This is a genomic window from Neotabrizicola paludis (assembly GCF_044142105.1).
Lineage (GTDB): Bacteria > Pseudomonadota > Alphaproteobacteria > Rhodobacterales > Rhodobacteraceae > Pseudogemmobacter.
In genome coordinates this window covers 120,761-137,547 of record NZ_JBGTYM010000004.1, presented here as the reverse complement: position 1 = coordinate 137,547, position 16,787 = coordinate 120,761, and the positions used below count along the sequence as shown (strand labels likewise).

The window sequence follows — 16,787 nt, the reverse complement described above, 5'->3', positions numbered from 1 at the left end:
CCGCAGGATCTTCTGATCTGACCGTCAGGCCGAATGCGCGCCAGCCGCCAGGGCCGCCACCCGCTCCAGCACCTGCGCCACGGGCGTGCCCTCGCCGATATCCTTGACAATGGCCGAACCGACCACGGCGCCATCAGCGACGCTGGCGATGGTGCGGGCGGCTTCGGGCGTGGTGATGCCGAAGCCCACGATCACGGGCAGGTCGGTCGAGCGTTTGATGCGGGCAACCTCGGGGCCGACATCGGTGGCCTGAGCCGCCGCCGCGCCGGTGATGCCGGTGATCGAGACGTAATAGACGAAGCCGGAGGTGTTTTGCAGCACCTTGGGCAGGCGCTTGTCATCCGTGGTGGGGGTGGCGAGGCGGATGAAGTTCAGGCCCGCCTTCTGGGCGGGGATGCACAATTCGGCATCTTCCTCGGGCGGCAGGTCGACGACGATCAGCCCGTCGATCCCGGCAGATTTCGCATCGGCCAAAAAGCGGTCGACGCCGCGGGAATAGATCGGATTGTAGTACCCCATCAGAACGATGGGGGTCTTCTGGTCGGCGCTTCGGAAGGCGCGCACCATGGCCAGAAGCTTGTCCATGGTCATGCCGCCTTCCAGCGCGCGCTGACCGGCAAGCTGGATGGTCGGGCCATCGGCCATGGGATCGGTGAAGGGCATCCCCAGTTCGATGATGTCGACCCCGGCGGCGGGCAGGCCCTGCATCACCGCAAGCGAGGTTTCCGCATCGGGGTCGCCGCCCATGATATAGGAGACGAAGGCCTTTTTGCCCTCGGCCTTGAGCCGCGCGAAGGTGTCGTCGATCCTGGTCATAGAAATCCCCTAGAAACCCCGACCGGGTTTGCACAAGCGGGCGGGGAAAATCAATGGGGAGACAGGGCAAGCTCGGTCAGCGGCGCGCCGGTGTCGATGAAAAACCGCGCGCCGGGGGCAAGCATCAGGCGCAGCCGGGCAAGGGCGCGGGCGCCCGCCTGGGGATGGCGCCCGTCGAAGGCGCCGACGCGCAGCGCGAAGGCAAGATCATAGGGCGGCTCGCCGGGCAAGAGCACCAGATCCTCGGCCGCGCTGTGGCGCAGGGCGATCAGGCCCGCCGCGATCCCTTCGCAACAGCCGGTGCGGGCCTGGGCGATGGCCTTGGCCGAACGGTCGACACCAAGGACATGACCCGAGGGACCGACGATCCGCGCCACTTCGCGCAGCGCCGCGCCGGGGCCGCAGCCCAGTTCCAGGACGCGCAGGCCGGGGCGCAGCGGCAGCGCGGCGACGGCTGCTGCGATGCGGGCCGAAGGGCCGGTCATCCCGGCTGCCGCCCGGGGGCCGAGACCATCCAATGGGTTCCGCGGCGGTCCTTGAGCATTCCAAAACCGTCGGACCAGAAGGGCGGGGCGAAATCCATGATCACCGCGCCGCCCCGGGCCAGCCTGCCGAAAGTGGTGCGGGCGGCATCGGCGCTGTGGCCAGTCGAGACCGCCTGCTGCGGATCGCCGCCCATGATGCAGGAGACAAAGGCCTTTTTCCGTCGGACTTTAGCCGCGCTAAGCTGTCGTCGATCCTGGTCATGGAAATCTCCAAGAAACCCGGACCAGCCTTGCACAACCGGGCGGGGAAAATCAATGGATCAAGGCGGCGGCTCGATGCGACGACCTCAGAGATCGCGGGCCATCATGACGAGGTCATGCCAGACCTTTCCGCCATCCGGGGTCTGGCGCCAGCGCAGCCGGGGGACCAGCCGCAATGTCACGCGGAACCCGTTCGCTTCATAAAAGGGGCCTGCGGTCTGGGTGCCGAGATGGAGGGTGGTCACAGACTGGCCTCGCAGGGCGTCTGCCAGCGCCTCGGCCAGCCTCGACCCCGTGCCGGGCGGCAGGCCGGGGGCAACGGCCATCATCGCCAGATAGGCATAAAGCCGCCCCTCATGCAGGAAGATCGAGCCACAGGCCCCACCGGCCAAGGCCCCGTCTTCCGTCAGCCACCGAAGCACGAAGGTCGGGCGGATTTTCTCATCCGCCTCGTTCACGGCTTCCAGATAGAGGGTCGGGGCCTCGGTGTCTTCTGCGCCGCGGATGAAGGCCTAGGTGTTTGCTGGTCCCGCAGGCATGTCGATCCTGTGTGCGGAAAACCCCGCTGCGACCAGCGGGTCATGCACCTCGTCGCCCCAGGTGGTCAGCACGACCACGCGCGAGACGGTCGGTCCCTCGCTGGATGACAGCCTTCCGATCAGCCCCGCCGGGTCCGCTCGGAAGGCGTCGTCGGGGCCTGTCTCGGGATAGACGATCCGAACTGCCGGATTGACGCCGAATTCGGTCTCGCGTTTCAGGAAAAGCGCGGTCACTTCGGCGGCAAGTGAATCCAGCCGCTCTTGTGATCCCGTCGTCAGTTCCAGCCGGAAGGACCGGCCAGCGAGATCAATCGTTCTGTTTGTCATGGGTCCGGCCTAGCAGGCCGGGCGCCCAGATGCCATGACCGAATCCTATTCCGGCGTCACCGAGATCATCCAATGCGTGCCATATCGGTCCTTCAGCATCCCGAAACCGCGGGAAAAGAAGGTCGAGCCGAAGTCCTGTATCACCTGTCCGCCCGCCGACAGAGCGCCGAAGAGACGCTGTCCCTCTGCCACGGTCCCGGCCACATGCATCAGAGATACCGCCGATTGCGGGTCGCCGGTCATGCCGGGGGGATAGTCCGAGGCCATCAGCAGGCCGTCCGGCAGGGTCAGCTGGCCGTGGATCACGCGGGTCGGGTCGCGCAGCGTGTCGTCCATGTCGGGGGCATCGGAGTAGCGCATCATTTGCAGGTCGGACGCGCCGAAGATATCGGCGTAAAAGACCAGCGCTTCCGCGCAGTGGCCCTGGAAATGGAGGTAGGGAATGGGCATGGCGGCCTCCTTCAGGCATTGGGACAGCATAGCACGAAGCGATGCGTGCGGGGGCAACTTGATAAGCCGGGGCGCGCCCACTAGAAGCGGCCCGGAACGATAACGGAGTTGGGCGCCATGGGTTTCAAGATGGGCATTGTCGGGCTGCCGAATGTGGGCAAGTCCACCCTCTTCAACGCGCTGACCCGCACGGCGGCGGCGCAGGCGGCGAATTTTCCCTTCTGCACCATCGAGCCGAATGTCGGCGAAGTGGCGGTGCCGGATGCGCGGCTGGATATTCTGGCCGGGATCGCCGGGTCGAAGCAGATCATCCCGACGCGGATGACCTTTGTCGACATCGCCGGTCTGGTGCGGGGCGCGTCGAAGGGCGAGGGGCTGGGCAACCAGTTCCTGGCCAATATCCGCGAATGCGATGCCATCGCCCATGTGCTGCGCTGCTTTGAAGATGGCGACATCACCCATGTCGAAGGCCGGATCGACCCGGTGGCCGATGCAGAGACCATCGAGACCGAGCTGATGCTGGCCGATCTTGAGAGCATCGAGCGGCGGCGTGCGAACCTTGCCCGCAAGATCAAGGGCGGCGACAAGGAAGCGGTCGAGCAGGACCGCCTGCTGACCCTGGCCGAAAAGGCGCTGGCGGCAGGCCAGCCCGCGCGGACGGTGAAGGTCTCGGAGGATGACCTGCGCAACTGGCGCCTGCTGCAGCTTCTGACCGCCAAGCCGGTGCTTTATGTCTGCAATGTCGAAGAGGCTTCGGCGGCCAATGGCAACGGCCAATCGGCCCGGGTGGCCGAGATGGCGGCGCGGCAGGGCGCGGGATCGGTGGTGATCTCGGGCCGGATCGAGGAGGAGCTGGCGCAGCTTCCCCCCGAGGATGCGGCGGTCTTCCTGGAGGAGATGGGGCTGCATGAGGCGGGGCTCGACCGGCTGATCCGGGCGGGTTACGCGCTGCTGGGCCTGCAGACCTATTTCACCGTCGGCCCGAAGGAAGCGCGGGCCTGGACGATCACCAAGGGCACGCTGGCGCCGCAGGCGGCGGGCGTGATCCATGGCGATTTCGAGAAGGGCTTCATCCGGGCCGAGACCATGGCCTATGACGATTACGTCGCCGGCAAGGGCGAGGCCGGGGCCAAGGAGGCGGGCAAGTTCCGCGTCGAGGGCAAGACCTATGAGGTCAAGGACGGCGACGTCCTGCACTTCCTGTTCAACGCCTGAGGGGCGCTGTCCCACGCAGGGACATGGATAGGGCCAAGCAATTTCAATTGCTTGGCCTTCTCGGATTCAGATTTCGTTAATCCTTGTCGTCTGATCAGGCCGGATCGACCAGGCGGCCCAGAACGCGCCCGCCCAGGATATGCAGGTGGTAATGCGGCACTTCCTGCATGCCATGCGCGCCCGCATTGGTGATGCCGCGATAACCGGCTTCGGCCAGGCCCAGACCGGCGATCACAGTGGCGACGGTGCGGTGGAAATCCACGATCTCTTCGGCCGAAGCCTCGGCGGCGAAATGGTCGAGATTGACGTAAGGCCCCTTGGGGATCGCCAGAACATGCACCGGCGCATGGGGGCGGATGTCATGGAAGACCAGGGTATGCGCCGTTTCGGCCACGGTCTTGTTGGGGATCTCGCCGCGCAGGATGCGGGCGAAGATATTCTGCGGGTCATAGGTCCAGCTGATTTGGGAGGGCATGTCTTCTCAATCCACGAAAAGGTATTCGGTCGCCACGATCTGGCGGGCTTTCTCGACCGGGATATCAAGAAACTCGGCCAGCGGCACGGTGTTTTCATCCAAGGTGGCGGATTGGCGGATGCGCTGGAAGCCGGGAAAATTCTGCTCGCGGATGCGGTCTGATTCAAAACGCACATCGTAGCGGATGGTGGGCAGAAGCCTGTCGATCGTCTCTTGCGGCGTATGATCGCCCGCCAGCCCGACGCGTCGGGCATGGCCGATCAGATAGTCGTCGGTGAAATCGCATTCGATTTCCAGAAGCCGGACCCGGGCCTTGTCATTGTAGAAATCCTGCATCAGCTCGACCGAGGCCGGGTCGATGCAGAAGACCAGCCGGTCGGTCTGCCAGTAATCATAGAGCATCCGCACCAGCGCACGGCGGTGGCGGGTGCGTTTTTCCAGCGTCGTCTGGATGCCGCCCAGATCGGGCAGGGGGGTGGCGCCCTCGTTGAAGAGATAGTCGATGGCGGGCAGGTTGGTGACCTGGCGGACGCGGTCGACCAGGCGCTTGGCGACATGCCATTTCTTGCAGGTGACCATCATCAGCGTGCGTTCGCGGCCCAGCGAGGTTTCGGTTTCCCAGAAGCGCGGCGCGAAGCGGCGGCCGATGCGGCCGCGCCCGGTGAGAAACTTGAACAGGCTGCGGCCTTCGTTCGAGATCGCGAACCGCTTGCCACGGGCGGCGTAAAGCTCGCCAAGCCGCTGTTTCAGCTCTTGCGCATCGGGGCTGATCTTGCGGGCGAAGAGATAGTCTTGCGACAGCAGAAGGTCGTAATGGTCGTTGTAGAAGGTCAGCGGCATCCCGTAATCGGTGAACATCAGGAAGGTCAGCGGACGGGTGCGGATTTCCTGTTCCGGCACGAGATGGCGGACAAGGGTCTGGAAGAAGGTCTCGTCCGGGATCCAGCTGGTGCGGAAGAAGCGCATCACATCGCGGCGCTTGGCGATGAAGTCGAGCACCCATTCGACGGTACGGCGGCGCAGGCACCACCATTGGCTGCCGATCTGCATGACAAGATCGGCGGGGATCTTGCGTTCCAGGCCCAGGCGTTTCTGCCAGGCCAGCGAGCGGTAGAACCAGGCTTTCTGGGTGCGTTCGTTGAACCAGTGGCGATAGATCAGCCGCTCTTCCTTGATGCCGGTCTTGATCCAGTCGGAATTGTGGAAATCGAAGCTTTCGATGTAATCGACATCCTCGCGTTCCAGGAAGGCGCGGGCATATTCGGCCGATTTGATCGGCATGCAATCGCCCGAGAGCATGTAGAAATGCGTGGCGCGGGGGAAGGCGGCGACCGCGGCGCGGATGGCCTGGAGGCTGGCATCGACCAGGCTCCATTCCCCCCAGCCGCATTTGACGCGGCGGCGGGCGAAGACCACGCCCGGATTGTCGGCCAGCACCGCGCGGATGCGGTCATAGTCCTCGCGCCGGGCGCGGGCGTCGAAATGGATGGCGATGCAATCGCCCGCCGCCGTCAGGCGCTGGGCCTGGGCGATGATCCCGTCGGGGTCCTTGTGACAGAGCAGGATATAGGCGATCGTCGCCATTCAGGCCGCCATCATGCTGGGAAAGTCCTGCTGATCTTCACGTCCGGGCCGTCCTGTCGTGGCGCTTGGGTGTCGCGCGCGCATTGTTTCCGCAAATTGACTTATGCTTCCTTGAAAGGACAGAGGTTCTTTGCTCTTTTCGCGCCAAAGGGGTCCGTGGCGGAACAAGTTCCGCCTTAGAAGCGATCCGGTCGAGGCAGAGGTGACATGCGATGGGGTTTCCCGGCACATGGATGACGGAAAGCGAAAGCGTGGTCTATCGCGTGGTGCCGAAATGCGCCTGCTCGACCATCGGCCAGATCATGTATTACTCGGATCATGGCCGCTTCTTCGACGGCGACATCCATGACTCCACGACCGGCCTGCACAAATGGGCGCAGGAGCAAAGCCAGCCGCTGATCGAGAAGAACGTCAAGGCGCATAAAAGCTATGCCTTCACCTGCGTGCGCAACCCCTATACCCGCATCCTGTCGAGCTTCTTCGACAAGATCTGCGGCATCCAGCGCAACGGCAAGCGCTATCGCGGCAATCTGGTGCCGATGCTGGTGCAGAAATACGGGATCGAGGTCGGCGGGCCCGAGGGCACGGGCGAGTTCGACCAGATCAAGAGCTTCCGCCGCTTCCTGCTGTTCGCGCGCGACACCATCCGCTTCAAGAAGCCGATGGAGCCGGATATCCATTGGTCGGCCATGTCGGGCCATATCGCGACCTTCATCGTGAATGGCGGGCGCTATGACCAGATCTTCTTCACCGAGGATTTCAATCCGGGGATGCAGAAGGTGCTGGACCGGATCAAGGTCAAGCACAAGGTCGACCTGAAGAAGATCCCGCGCTTCAACGAAAGCGAGGGGCATGGGCCGAAGCGGCTGCATCCGGTCGAGGATTACTTTGACGATCTGTCGAAGCATCTGGTCTGGGAAATCTACAAGCGCGATTTCCAGCTGTTCAAATACGATTTCGACAATCCGGCCAACAAGATGCCCAAGGGCGAGGTCGACCTGGACGAGGTCCATGCCAAGCTGGGCGATTGAGCGGGGCGACGTCTCGGTGAAGAATCGGCGCCCCGCCCGGGTGTTTTAGGCCTCGTCGGGCAGCTGCCGCACCGCGCCCTTGTCGGCGCTGGTCGCCAGAAGCGCATAGGCCTTGAGCGCGGCGGTGACGCGGCGGGTCCGCTTGGCTTCGGGTTTCCAGCCCTTCTTGTCCTGCTCGGCCCGGCGGGCGGCAAGATCGGCCTCGGAGACGCGCAGGCTGATGGTGCGCTTGGGGATGTCGATGTCGATCATGTCGCCTTCGCGGACAAGGCCGATCGTGCCGCCCGCTGCCGCTTCGGGGCTGACATGGCCGATCGACAGGCCCGAGGTGCCGCCCGAGAAGCGGCCATCGGTCAGCAGGGCGCAGGCTTTGCCCAGGCCCTTCGACTTCAGGTAGCTGGTCGGGTAGAGCATTTCCTGCATGCCCGGCCCGCCCTTCGGCCCTTCATAGCGGATGACGACCACGTCGCCTTCCTTGATCTTGTTGGTCAGGATCGCCGAGACGGCGGCATCCTGCGATTCGAACACACGCGCCGGGCCGGAGAAGACGAAGATCGATTCATCGACCCCGGCGGTTTTCACGATGCAGCCGTCCAGCGCGATATTGCCCTTCAGCACAGCGAGCCCGCCTTCCTTGGTGAAGGCATGCGTGGCGTCACGGATCACGCCCTTTTCGCGGTCGAGATCCAGCTCGGCATAGCGTTTCGACTGGCTGAAGGCGGTGGCCGAGCGGACATTGCCGGGCGCGGCCTTGAAGAAATCGCGGACGCTGTCGTGGTTGGTGCGGGAAATGTCCCAATGGTCGAGCGCCGCGCCCATCGTCGGCGAATGCACGGTGACGCAATCGCGGTTCAGCAGGCCCGCATTGTCCAGCTGGCCAAGGATCGCCATGATGCCGCCGGCGCGGTGGACATCCTCCATATGCACGTCCTGCTTGGCCGGCGCGACCTTGCACAGGCAGGGCACGCGACGGGAAAGCTGGTCGATGTCATCCTGGTCGAAGTCGATGCCGCCTTCATGCGCGGCGGCCAGGATATGCAGGATGGTGTTGGTCGATCCGCCCATGGCGATGTCCAGCGCCATGGCATTTTCGAAGGCCTTCTTGTTCGCCACGTTGCGCGGCAGCACGCTGGCATCGTCCTGCTCGTAATGCCGCCGGGTGATGTCGACGATCAGGTGACCCGCTTCCACGAACAGCCGCTTGCGGTCCGAATGGGTGGCGAGGGTCGAGCCATTGCCGGGCAGCGACAGGCCCAGCGCCTCGGTCAGGCAGTTCATCGAATTGGCGGTGAACATGCCCGAGCAGGAGCCGCAGGTCGGGCAGGAGGCCTTCTCGATCGCCTCGACTTCCTCGTCGGAGTATTTGTCATCGGCGGCGACGACCATGGCATCAACCAGATCGAGCGCGATCTCCTTGCCCTTGATCACCGCCTTGCCAGCCTCCATCGGCCCGCCCGAGACGAAGACGGCGGGGATGTTCAGCCGCATCGCGGCCATCAGCATGCCGGGGGTGATCTTGTCGCAGTTCGAGATGCAGACCATGGCGTCGGCGCAATGGGCGTTGACCATGTATTCGACCGAGTCGGCGATGATCTCGCGCGAGGGCAGCGAATAGAGCATCCCGTCATGGCCCATGGCGATGCCGTCATCGACCGCGATGGTGTTGAATTCCTTGGCGATGCCGCCTTCCGCCTCGACCTCGCGCGCCACAAGCTGGCCCAGGTCTTTCAGATGGACATGGCCGGGCACGAATTGGGTGAAGCTGTTCACGATGGCGATGATCGGCTTGCCGAAATCGCCATCCTTCATGCCGGTGGCGCGCCAGAGGCCGCGGGCCCCGGCCATGTTGCGGCCATGGGTGGTGGTGCGGGAACGATAGGCGGGCATGGCGAACCTCCGATAGCACGTCGCCTACGGGGTTAGCGCCTGTTGCGGGCAGGTTCAATGCCGGAAGATTTCTGCAGCTGCAAAGGCGGGCGCCGGGCGGGCGCGAATTTCGTCGAGAATTCGAGGCTAGATTCCGCCCGCCGCGCGGACCCAGGCGACGATGGCGGCGCGTTCCTCGGGTTCCATATAAGACAGGTTTCCGGGCGGCATCGCATGGGAATAGCCCGCCTGAAGCGCGATGCGCGGCGCCTCATGCGCGATCTGAGCCTCGGTTTCCAGAACCACGTTCTTGGGCGCCCAGTGCAGGCCGTCCCAGACCGGCTCGGCCGCGTGGCACATCGAGCAGCGGCCCTGAACGATGGAGACCACATCCTCGAAGCCCTGGGCCTGGGCGAAGCGGCTGGCCTGCGGCGAGAGCGCGGCCTCGGCGGGCGGCGTGCGCAGGGGCGCGGTGGAGAGCCAGGCGACGATCAGGAACAGGATCACGGTCACCAGCCAGGTCCAGTGCGGGTTCCCTTTGCCCGCGTGGCGGGTGTTGAACCAGTGACGGATGGTGACGCCCATCAGGAAGACGAGGCTGGCGATGATCCAGTTGTATTGCGTGGCGAACACGAGCGGGTAGTGGTTCGACAGCATCAGGAACAGGACGGGCAGCGTCAGATAATTGTTGTGGGTGGAGCGCTGCTTGGCGATCTTGCCGTATTTCGGATCGGGCACGCGGCCGGCCTTGAGATCGGCCACCACCTTCCTTTGGTTCGGCATGATGATCATGAAGACATTGGCCGACATGATCGTGGCGGTGAAGGCGCCGAGATGCAGCAGGGCGGCGCGGCCCGAGAAGACCGAGGTGTAGAACCAGGCCATGCCGACCAGAACGATGAAAAGCGCGACCATGACCAAGGTCTGGTTGGCGGAGACGAAGGTCTTGCAGATCTGGTTGTAGACCAGCCAGCCGAAGGCCAGCGAGGCGAGCGAGATGCCGATGGCCTGCCAATGCGCCAGTTCCATGACCGTGGGGTCGATCAGGAACAGGTCGGCGCCGAGGTAATAGACCAGGACCAGCATGGCAAAGCCAGAAAGCCAGGTCGCGTAGCTTTCCCATTTGAACCAGACCAGATGCTCGGGCAGGAATTCGGGCGCCACGAGGTATTTCTGGATATGGTAGAAGCCGCCGCCGTGGACCTGCCATTCCTCGCCATGGGCCAGGGGCGGCAGCGACGGTGTCTTGCGCAGGCCAAGGTCGAGCGCGACGAAATAGAAGCTGGAGCCGATCCAGGCGATGGCGGTGATGACATGGAGCCAGCGGACCGCGATCTCGATCCATTCGCCCAAAACCAGCCAGTCATACATGCGTGCGCCCCCTGTTTGTTGCCCAAAGGCTATACCCAAGCCGGATTTCCTGATAATCCTTTCAAATGCCGGATCACTTTCAAGCCGAGCTGAATAATCGCACAAAATAAGCGCCGGATGGGCCGATGAGCTATGTGAACAATATCCGCATGTTCGTCCGTGTCTATGAACTGGGCAGCATGAGTTCGGCAGCGCGGGACCAGCGGACCTCTCCGGCGGTGGCATCGGCGCGAATCTCGGAACTGGAGAAGCATCTGGGCGTGCGGCTGTTCAACCGCACGACGCGCAGCCTTCAGGCCACCGAGAATGGCCGCATCTTCTATGACGGCGCCCGCCGGGTGCTGGAGGCGATCGACGAGGCCGAGGCCGCGGTGATGGATGTCACGCAGAACCCGCGCGGCACGATCCTTGTGGCGGCGCCCCTGGGCATCGGCCGGCGGCTGATCGCGCCGCAAGTGCCGGCCTTCAAGGACCTTTACCCGCAGATCGACGTGCGGCTGCGCCTGTCGGACCGGGTGATCGACGTGGTCAGCGAAGGCATCGACGTGGCCTTCCATCTGGGGATTCTGGAGGATAGCAGCCTGAAGGTGCGGCTGATCGCCGATTGCCCGCGCGTGCTGTGCGCCGCGCCCGGCTATATCGCGCGGCGGGGGATGCCCGCAGATGGCGTCGCGCTGGTGGGGGATCGGCATGATTGCCTGAACCTGCGCTTTCCGGGGGCGAAAGAATTTCAGTGGACCTTGCAGACGGCCGAGGGGCCGCGCCGCTTCGAGGTCTCGGGTCCGTTCGAAAGCGATGATGGCGATGTGCTGACCGGCTGGGCGCTGGACGGGCGCGGCATCGTGATGAAGCCCCTGTTCGAAGTGGCGGAGTATTTACGCGACGGGCGGCTGGTGCAGGTCTGCGACGCGACGCCGCCGGTGCCGGTGCAATTGTCGAGCCTGTCGCAGCATCGGCGGCTGAAGGACCCGAAATTGCGGCTTTTCACCGATTTCATTGCCCAGCGCATCAAGGAACAGATGCGCCGGGCGGTGGAGGACCCAACCGACAGTGACAAGGGGCAGAGGGTATGAAGATCTGGGGGCGCGAGAATTCGGCCAATGTGCGCAAGGCGCTGTGGTGTGCCGAAGAGCTGGGGCTGGACTATGAGCATGTCCCGGCGGGGGGCGCGTTCGGCGTGGTGAATACGCCGGAATACCGGGCGATGAACCCGAACGGTCTGGTGCCGGTGCTGGAAGATGACGGGCTGGTCCTATGGGAATCGAATGTGATCGTGCGCTATTTGGCGCGGGCCTATGGCACGGCGCCCTTTGCGCCTGCGGATGCCAAGGCCTGGGCGGCGGCGGAGAAATGGATGGACTGGACCTCGCTGTCCTTTGCCGGGCCGTTTCGCGACCTGTTCTGGAACAAGGTGCGGCTGGGGCCTGGCGAGCGCGACGAAGCGGCGATGGAGCGCGGGCGGGTGCAATGCGGCAAGGTGCTGGCGCTGGCCGATGAGGTTCTCTCGCGGCAGGACTGGATGTCAGGGGCCGATTTCGGCTTTGGCGACATTCCTCTGGGCGTCATCGCCTATGGCTGGTTCGGCATGGAGATCGAGCGGCCCCCGCTGCCGCATCTGGAGGGTTGGTATCGCCGCCTGACCGAACGCCCGGCCTATCGGAAAGGCGTGATGACCCCTCTGACCTGAGGTTGCGGCACTGGCCTGTCCTGCCTAGGGTCCGGCCAGGCCAGAAGAAGGAACGGCACTGATGACCGGGATCGAGACCAGCCACCAGGTTGCCTGCCATTGCGGCACGGTGCAGTTGCGCGTGACCTTGACCGAGGGCTTCGCCAGCGCCCGGCGCTGCAGCTGTTCCTATTGCCGGATGCGGGGTGCGATCGCCGTTTCGGCCCGGATCGAAGGAATCGAATTCCTGGCCGGGCAGGACAATCTGACCCTGTATCAGTTCAACACGGGCACGGCGAAACACTGGTTCTGCAAGACCTGCGGCATTTACACCCATCATCAGCGCCGGTCGAACCCGCAGGAATTCGGGGTGAATGTCGCCTGTATCGAAGGCGTCAGCCCGTTCGATTTCGCCGAAGTTCCGGTGATGGACGGGGTGGCGCATCCATCGGATGCGGGCGGCAGGTCGCGGATCGCAGGTGTGCTGCGGTTCGAGGCGCTGGACTAGGCCAGGGCGCATTCACACGACGAGTCGAAGCGATCGGGGACGCTTGCCCGCATCCCCCATCCGGGGATATGATCGCACCATGTCACATGAACATTCCCACGATGTCGGCCCGGATATCATCAAGCGGCTGAAGCGCGCCGAGGGCCATCTGCGCCATGTCATCCAGATGATCGAGGCGGGGCGCCCCTGCCTGGATACGGCCCAGCAATTGCTGGCGGTCGAGCGTGGCATCCTTGCTGCCAAGCGGCAGATGATCCATGCCCATATGGACCATTGCCTGGGCATGGCCGATGACGGGGCGGGTCCGCACGCGCTGGACGACATCCGCGCGCTGGCGAAACTTCTTTAGGTTATCCCCCCTAGGGGGATTGATCCTGCGGCGGGTTTGGGTCTATCCCCGGGGGGAGGATGATTCAGGACCGAGACCATGACCCCCTTCGCCGATCTTATTGCCCAGGGCGCCGGGCGCGCCTGGTTCTTCATTCCCAGCGCAATCCTTCTGGGCGCGCTGCACGGGCTGGAGCCGGGCCATTCCAAGACGCTGATGGCGGCCTTCATCGTGGCGGTGCGTGGCACGGTGAAACAGGCGGTGCTGCTGGGTCTGGCGGCGACCGTTTCACATACGATGGTGGTCTGGGCCATCGCCCTGGGGGGGATGTGGCTGTATCAGGGCCTCGATGCCGAGGCGGTGGAACCCTATTTCCAGCTTTTGTCCGGTGCCATCATCATCCTTCTGGCGCTGTGGATGATCTGGCGCACCTGGTCTGACCGCCACGCGGCACGGGCACATTCCCACGACCACGGGCATCACCACGACCACGACCATGGACATCATCACGACCATGACCACGGCCATTCCCATGATCATGACCGCGGCGCCGCAGCGGGGGACAGCCGCACGCTGGACACCGGCCATGGTCATGTCGCGCTGGCGCTGGTGCCGCGCGAGGGCCAGCGGTTCTGGCAGTTCACCGCGCTGAGCGGCCAATTCTGGGCGCCGGGAGAGGTGACGGTAACGGCGCACCCGGCGCAGGGCGGGGCCGAGCGGCACTATGCCTTCCGGGTCGCGGACGGCGTTCTGCTCTCGGCCACGCCGGTCGATCTGCCGGAGGATTTCACCGCCAGGCTGACCCTGTCGCATCGCGGCCATGCGCATCACTATGACCTTGCCTTCGGCGCGGCGGATCTGGCCGAGGAGCAGGGGCTGGATCTGGGCGAAGAGAGCTATCAGGACGCGCATGAGCGCGCCCATTCCGCCGATATCCAGCGCCGCTTCAAGGGCCAGACCGTGACCAACGGGCAGATACTGCTTTTCGGTCTGACCGGCGGGCTGTTGCCTTGCCCGGCGGCGATCACGGTGCTGCTGATCTGCCTGCAACTCAAGGAAATCCCGCTGGGCGCGGTTCTGGTACTGTGTTTCTCGATCGGGCTCGCGCTGGTCCTTGTGGGGGTCGGCGCGGCGGTGGCCATCGGCGCGCGCCGGGCTTCGCGCCTGTCGCCGCGCCTGGCGGCGCTGGCGGGCCGTGCGCCCTATCTGTCGGGCGCGCTGATCATTCTTGTCGGGCTTTATGTCGGCGCGCATGGGGCGGCGGCGCTGCTGGCCTGACCTCGTATAGGGTCAGGCACCGGTGACGCGCCAGATCACGTCGCCCACGTCATCGGCCATCAGCAGCGACTTGCGGTCGGGGCCAATTGCCACGCCGACCGGGCGGCCATAGGCCAGCTTCTCGTCGGCCGACAGGAAGCCGGTCAGGATGTCGCGCGGCGGGCCTGACGGCGCGCCATTGGCGAAGGGCACGAAGATCAGCTTGTAGCCCGACAGGATCGAGCGGTTCCACGAGCCGTGCTGGCCGATCACCATGCCGCTGCCGAAGCCGGGCAGGGTGCCTTCGGGCATCCAGCACAGCCCAAGCGAGGCGGTGTGGCCGCCCAGGGCGTAATCGGGCTGGATCGCGCGGGCGACCAGGGCCGTATCCTGCGGCACGCGGTCGTCGACCGTCTTGCCCCAGTAGCAATAGGGCCAGCCGTAAAAGCCGCCCTCCTGCACCGAGGTCAGGTAGTCGGGCGGGGTCTCGTCGCCCAGCCCGTCGCGTTCGTTCACCACAGTCCAGAGCTGGCCCTTCACCGGCTCCCAGGCCATGCCGACCGGGTTGCGCAGGCCCGAGGCGAAGATGCGGGCCTTGCCGGTGGCGATGTCCAGCTCCCAGATCGCGGCGCGGCCTTCCTCGGCCTCCATGCCGTGATCGCCGATATTGGAAAGCGAGCCGACACCCGCCATGATGCGGCTGCCATCGGGCGAGACGATCAGGCTGCGGGTCCAGTGGCCATGCGGCTTGAAGCTCACCAGCGTTTCGCCCGCGCCCTGAAGCGCGGTGGCGCCCGCGGTGTAATCGAAAACCTTGATGCCGTCGGTATTGCCCAGATAGAAGCGCCCGCCTGCCAGCGCCATGCCGAAGGGCTGGCGCTGGTTCGCCACAAAGGTGGTGCGGAATTCGGCCACGCCATCGCCATCGCCGTCGCGGAACAGGGTGACGCGGTTGGCGCTGTCGCCCACGGCCTTGACCCGGCGCATGGTCGCCTGGGCGGCATGGTCCATCAGGGTCCTGGGCGGGGCGGGCTCTTCCTTGGATTCCGCCACCAGCACATCGCCATTCGGCAGAACTTCGATCCAGCGCGGGTGATCCAGCCCGGTGGCGAAGGCATTGACCTTGAGCCCAGGCGCGCAGGTCGGCAGATGGCCCGCGACCCAGCCCTTCGCGGCGGGCATCTTCAGCGTCATGATGCCCTGCGCCCGCGCCTGCGGAATGGCGGGCGTGGTGCCGACCGCCTGCTCTTTGGGCGAGGCCCGGCGCCGCATCGCCGCGATGGTGCCTCCGAGAAGGGCGGTTGCCCGAGCGATCAGATCCATGTCCCGTCCTTGTCCCCTGGCTGCGTTCCCTGCGCAGACTAACCGCTCTTTGCGGCTGAGCACAGCCCGCCTGCGTCCGGCAAGGGAGAGCTGTGCCGCCCGGCCCGCCCACCGATGCTGCGCGTGCAAAGATCACTCACCAGTTGACGTATATTTTACCGGATGGTCAATTGCCAGGCAGTCCGGCCCGCAAACCCGGCCATCGGCCTGCGGGGCCAAGGAATCCTTGACAGGGCCGGACCACGCGCCACGACTGAAAACAGCCATAAACGCCAACAGAAACGGGGAGACACATGTCACAGAATTTCCGCCTGAACCGCCGCCTTCTGCTGCAGAGCGGCCTGATCCTCGGCTCTTCGGCGATGCTGGCCCGGCCCCTGGCCGCGCAGACGCCGGTCAAGGTGGCGGGCATCCATGGCTCGCCGGTCGAGAACGCCTGGAATTCGGTGCTGCACAAGGCCCTGCAGGATGCGGCGGCCGAAGGGGTGATCGAATACACCTTCTCGGAAGGGGTGGCGGGGCCGGATTATCCGCGCGCGATGAGGGAATATGCCGAGCAGGGCGCCAAGCTGATCATCGGCGAGACCTTCCCGGTCGAAAACCAGGCCCGCGAAGTGGCGGGCGAATATCCCGACACCTCTTTCGTGATGGGGTCTTCGGGCGGCCCGGCGGGGTCGAATTTCGGCACCTTCGGCACCTGGAACTATGACGGCGCCTATTGCGCCGGGATGCTTGCGGGCAAGATGACCAAGTCGAATGTCGTGGGCTCGGTCGGCGCCATGCCGATCCCCGAGATCAACCTCTTGATCAACGCCTTCGCCGAGGGCGTGAAGGCGGTGAACCCCGATGCCAAGCACCTGATCAGCTGGATCGGCACCTTCTTCGACCCGCCCAAGGCGCGCGAGGCGGGGCTGGCCATGATCGATGCCGGGGCCGACATTCTGTTCGGCGAACGGATCGGCACGGCGGATGCGGCCAAGGAACGCGGCATCAAGTCGGTCGGCTCGCTGATCGATTATACGCCGATGTATCCCGACACGGTCTTTGCCAATGCGCTCTGGGGCTTCCGCCCGATCCTGAATGCGGCCCTGGCCGATGTTGCGGCGGGCACACCGACCGGCAAGGACTATACCGCGTTCGGGCTGATGAAAGAGGGCGGGTCGGATATTGCCTACACGAAGGGCGTGGCCGGGGACGAGGCCGAGGCGGCGATGGAGAAGGTGCGGGCCGACATCAAGTCCGGCGCGTTCGAAGTGCCGCAGAACTTCGACGAGCCGAAGTAAGC

19 protein-coding genes are annotated in these 16,787 nt (G+C 64.9%); 8 read left to right on the top strand and 11 right to left on the bottom strand.

Annotation, left to right across the window (positions count from 1 at the left end; genetic code table 11):
- Nucleotides 1-24: 24 nt before the first annotated feature.
- The 6 genes from trpA to ACED67_RS11060 form a co-directional block, all read right to left on the bottom strand.
- A complete protein-coding gene (trpA, locus tag ACED67_RS11085) occupies nt 25-816 on the bottom strand; it encodes a tryptophan synthase subunit alpha (RefSeq protein WP_395541677.1) in 792 nt (263 codons plus the stop codon).
- 50 nt (nt 817-866) lie between these two features.
- The gene (locus ACED67_RS11080; RefSeq protein ID WP_395541676.1) at nt 867-1,301 is read right to left on the bottom strand and encodes an SAM-dependent methyltransferase; all 435 of its coding nucleotides are present in this window, start codon (nt 1,299-1,301) and stop codon (nt 867-869) included.
- The gene (locus ACED67_RS11075; RefSeq protein WP_395541675.1) at nt 1,298-1,495 is read right to left on the bottom strand and encodes a VOC family protein; all 198 of its coding nucleotides are present in this window, start codon (nt 1,493-1,495) and stop codon (nt 1,298-1,300) included. The genes ACED67_RS11080 and ACED67_RS11075 overlap by 4 nt, the downstream gene beginning before the upstream one ends.
- A gap of 153 nt (nt 1,496-1,648) precedes the next feature.
- Entirely contained in the window at nt 1,649-2,020 is a 372-nt protein-coding gene (locus ACED67_RS11070) for a GNAT family N-acetyltransferase (protein WP_395541674.1), read from the bottom strand.
- 54 nt (nt 2,021-2,074) lie between these two features.
- Nucleotides 2,075-2,428 (bottom strand): hypothetical protein, encoded by a 354-nt coding sequence (locus tag ACED67_RS11065; protein WP_395541673.1) that lies wholly within the window; start codon nt 2,426-2,428, stop codon nt 2,075-2,077.
- Nucleotides 2,429-2,473: 45 nt separating this feature from the next.
- Entirely contained in the window at nt 2,474-2,878 is a 405-nt protein-coding gene (locus ACED67_RS11060) for a VOC family protein (protein WP_395541672.1), read from the bottom strand.
- Nucleotides 2,879-2,995: 117 nt separating this feature from the next.
- Between ACED67_RS11060 and ychF the strand changes: the two genes are divergently transcribed.
- Entirely contained in the window at nt 2,996-4,093 is a 1,098-nt protein-coding gene (gene ychF / locus ACED67_RS11055) for a redox-regulated ATPase YchF (RefSeq protein ID WP_395541671.1), read from the top strand.
- A gap of 94 nt (nt 4,094-4,187) precedes the next feature.
- Here ychF and ACED67_RS11050 read toward each other — a convergent pair whose 3' ends face one another.
- Entirely contained in the window at nt 4,188-4,556 is a 369-nt protein-coding gene (locus ACED67_RS11050; protein WP_395541873.1) for an HIT domain-containing protein, read from the bottom strand.
- Between the two features lie 18 nt (nt 4,557-4,574).
- Entirely contained in the window at nt 4,575-6,152 is a 1,578-nt protein-coding gene (locus tag ACED67_RS11045) for a DUF5928 domain-containing protein (protein WP_395541670.1), read from the bottom strand.
- A 212-nt stretch (nt 6,153-6,364) separates the two neighbouring features.
- On the opposite strand from ACED67_RS11045, the gene ACED67_RS11040 reads away from it, so the two are divergent.
- Entirely contained in the window at nt 6,365-7,183 is an 819-nt protein-coding gene (locus ACED67_RS11040; protein WP_395541669.1) for a sulfotransferase family protein, read from the top strand.
- 45 nt (nt 7,184-7,228) lie between these two features.
- On the opposite strand, the gene ilvD is transcribed toward ACED67_RS11040, so the two are convergent.
- Nucleotides 7,229-9,070 carry a dihydroxy-acid dehydratase gene (gene ilvD / locus ACED67_RS11035; RefSeq protein ID WP_395541668.1) on the bottom strand — a complete coding sequence of 614 codons (1,842 nt, stop codon included), beginning with the start codon at nt 9,068-9,070 and terminating at the stop codon, nt 7,229-7,231.
- A 126-nt stretch (nt 9,071-9,196) separates the two neighbouring features.
- Entirely contained in the window at nt 9,197-10,420 is a 1,224-nt protein-coding gene (locus ACED67_RS11030; RefSeq protein ID WP_395541667.1) for a urate hydroxylase PuuD, read from the bottom strand.
- Nucleotides 10,421-10,545: 125 nt separating this feature from the next.
- Between ACED67_RS11030 and ACED67_RS11025 the strand changes: the two genes are divergently transcribed.
- The 5 genes from ACED67_RS11025 (at nt 10,546) to ACED67_RS11005 (ending at nt 14,200) form a co-directional block, all read left to right on the top strand.
- Nucleotides 10,546-11,493: a LysR family transcriptional regulator gene (locus ACED67_RS11025; RefSeq protein WP_395541666.1), complete on the top strand. Its 948-nt coding sequence runs from the start codon at nt 10,546-10,548 to the stop codon at nt 11,491-11,493.
- Nucleotides 11,490-12,107, top strand: a complete 618-nt coding sequence (locus tag ACED67_RS11020; RefSeq protein WP_395541665.1) for a glutathione S-transferase family protein — start codon at nt 11,490-11,492, stop codon at nt 12,105-12,107. The genes ACED67_RS11025 and ACED67_RS11020 overlap by 4 nt, the downstream gene beginning before the upstream one ends.
- A 61-nt stretch (nt 12,108-12,168) precedes the next feature.
- Entirely contained in the window at nt 12,169-12,594 is a 426-nt protein-coding gene (locus ACED67_RS11015) for a GFA family protein (protein WP_395541664.1), read from the top strand.
- Nucleotides 12,595-12,673: 79 nt separating this feature from the next.
- Nucleotides 12,674-12,943, top strand: a complete 270-nt coding sequence (locus tag ACED67_RS11010) for a metal-sensing transcriptional repressor (protein ID WP_395541663.1) — start codon at nt 12,674-12,676, stop codon at nt 12,941-12,943.
- Nucleotides 12,944-13,021: 78 nt separating this feature from the next.
- The gene (locus tag ACED67_RS11005; RefSeq protein ID WP_395541662.1) at nt 13,022-14,200 is read left to right on the top strand and encodes a nickel/cobalt efflux transporter; all 1,179 of its coding nucleotides are present in this window, start codon (nt 13,022-13,024) and stop codon (nt 14,198-14,200) included.
- Nucleotides 14,201-14,212: 12 nt separating this feature from the next.
- Here ACED67_RS11005 and ACED67_RS11000 read toward each other — a convergent pair whose 3' ends face one another.
- Nucleotides 14,213-15,502 (bottom strand): PQQ-dependent sugar dehydrogenase, encoded by a 1,290-nt coding sequence (locus ACED67_RS11000; protein ID WP_395541661.1) that lies wholly within the window; start codon nt 15,500-15,502, stop codon nt 14,213-14,215.
- A 293-nt stretch (nt 15,503-15,795) separates the two neighbouring features.
- On the opposite strand from ACED67_RS11000, the gene ACED67_RS10995 reads away from it, so the two are divergent.
- Nucleotides 15,796-16,785, top strand: a complete 990-nt coding sequence (locus ACED67_RS10995) for a BMP family protein (RefSeq protein ID WP_395541660.1) — start codon at nt 15,796-15,798, stop codon at nt 16,783-16,785.
- Nucleotides 16,786-16,787: the final 2 nt, after the last annotated feature.

Excerpts from the sequence above, each read along its gene's own strand:
- trpA (WP_395541677.1), bottom strand. The coding sequence starts at position 816 with ATGACCAGGATCGACGACACCTTCGCGCGGCTCAAGGCCGAGGGCAAA.
- ACED67_RS11080 (WP_395541676.1), bottom strand. The coding sequence starts at position 1,301 with ATGACCGGCCCTTCGGCCCGCATCGCAGCAGCCGTCGCCGCGCTGCCG.
- ACED67_RS11075 (WP_395541675.1), bottom strand. The coding sequence starts at position 1,495 with ATGGGCGGCGATCCGCAGCAGGCGGTCTCGACTGGCCACAGCGCCGAT.
- ACED67_RS11065 (WP_395541673.1), bottom strand. The coding sequence starts at position 2,428 with ATGACAAACAGAACGATTGATCTCGCTGGCCGGTCCTTCCGGCTGGAA.
- ACED67_RS11060 (WP_395541672.1), bottom strand. The coding sequence starts at position 2,878 with ATGCCCATTCCCTACCTCCATTTCCAGGGCCACTGCGCGGAAGCGCTG.
- ychF (WP_395541671.1), top strand. The coding sequence starts at position 2,996 with ATGGGTTTCAAGATGGGCATTGTCGGGCTGCCGAATGTGGGCAAGTCC.
- ACED67_RS11045 (WP_395541670.1), bottom strand. The coding sequence starts at position 6,152 with ATGGCGACGATCGCCTATATCCTGCTCTGTCACAAGGACCCCGACGGG.
- ACED67_RS11040 (WP_395541669.1), top strand. The coding sequence starts at position 6,365 with ATGGGGTTTCCCGGCACATGGATGACGGAAAGCGAAAGCGTGGTCTAT.
- ilvD (WP_395541668.1), bottom strand. The coding sequence starts at position 9,070 with ATGCCCGCCTATCGTTCCCGCACCACCACCCATGGCCGCAACATGGCC.
- ACED67_RS11030 (WP_395541667.1), bottom strand. The coding sequence starts at position 10,420 with ATGTATGACTGGCTGGTTTTGGGCGAATGGATCGAGATCGCGGTCCGC.
- ACED67_RS11025 (WP_395541666.1), top strand. The coding sequence starts at position 10,546 with ATGAGCTATGTGAACAATATCCGCATGTTCGTCCGTGTCTATGAACTG.
- ACED67_RS11020 (WP_395541665.1), top strand. The coding sequence starts at position 11,490 with ATGAAGATCTGGGGGCGCGAGAATTCGGCCAATGTGCGCAAGGCGCTG.
- ACED67_RS11015 (WP_395541664.1), top strand. The coding sequence starts at position 12,169 with ATGACCGGGATCGAGACCAGCCACCAGGTTGCCTGCCATTGCGGCACG.
- ACED67_RS11010 (WP_395541663.1), top strand. The coding sequence starts at position 12,674 with ATGTCACATGAACATTCCCACGATGTCGGCCCGGATATCATCAAGCGG.
- ACED67_RS11005 (WP_395541662.1), top strand. The coding sequence starts at position 13,022 with ATGACCCCCTTCGCCGATCTTATTGCCCAGGGCGCCGGGCGCGCCTGG.
- ACED67_RS11000 (WP_395541661.1), bottom strand. The coding sequence starts at position 15,502 with ATGGATCTGATCGCTCGGGCAACCGCCCTTCTCGGAGGCACCATCGCG.
- ACED67_RS10995 (WP_395541660.1), top strand. The coding sequence starts at position 15,796 with ATGTCACAGAATTTCCGCCTGAACCGCCGCCTTCTGCTGCAGAGCGGC.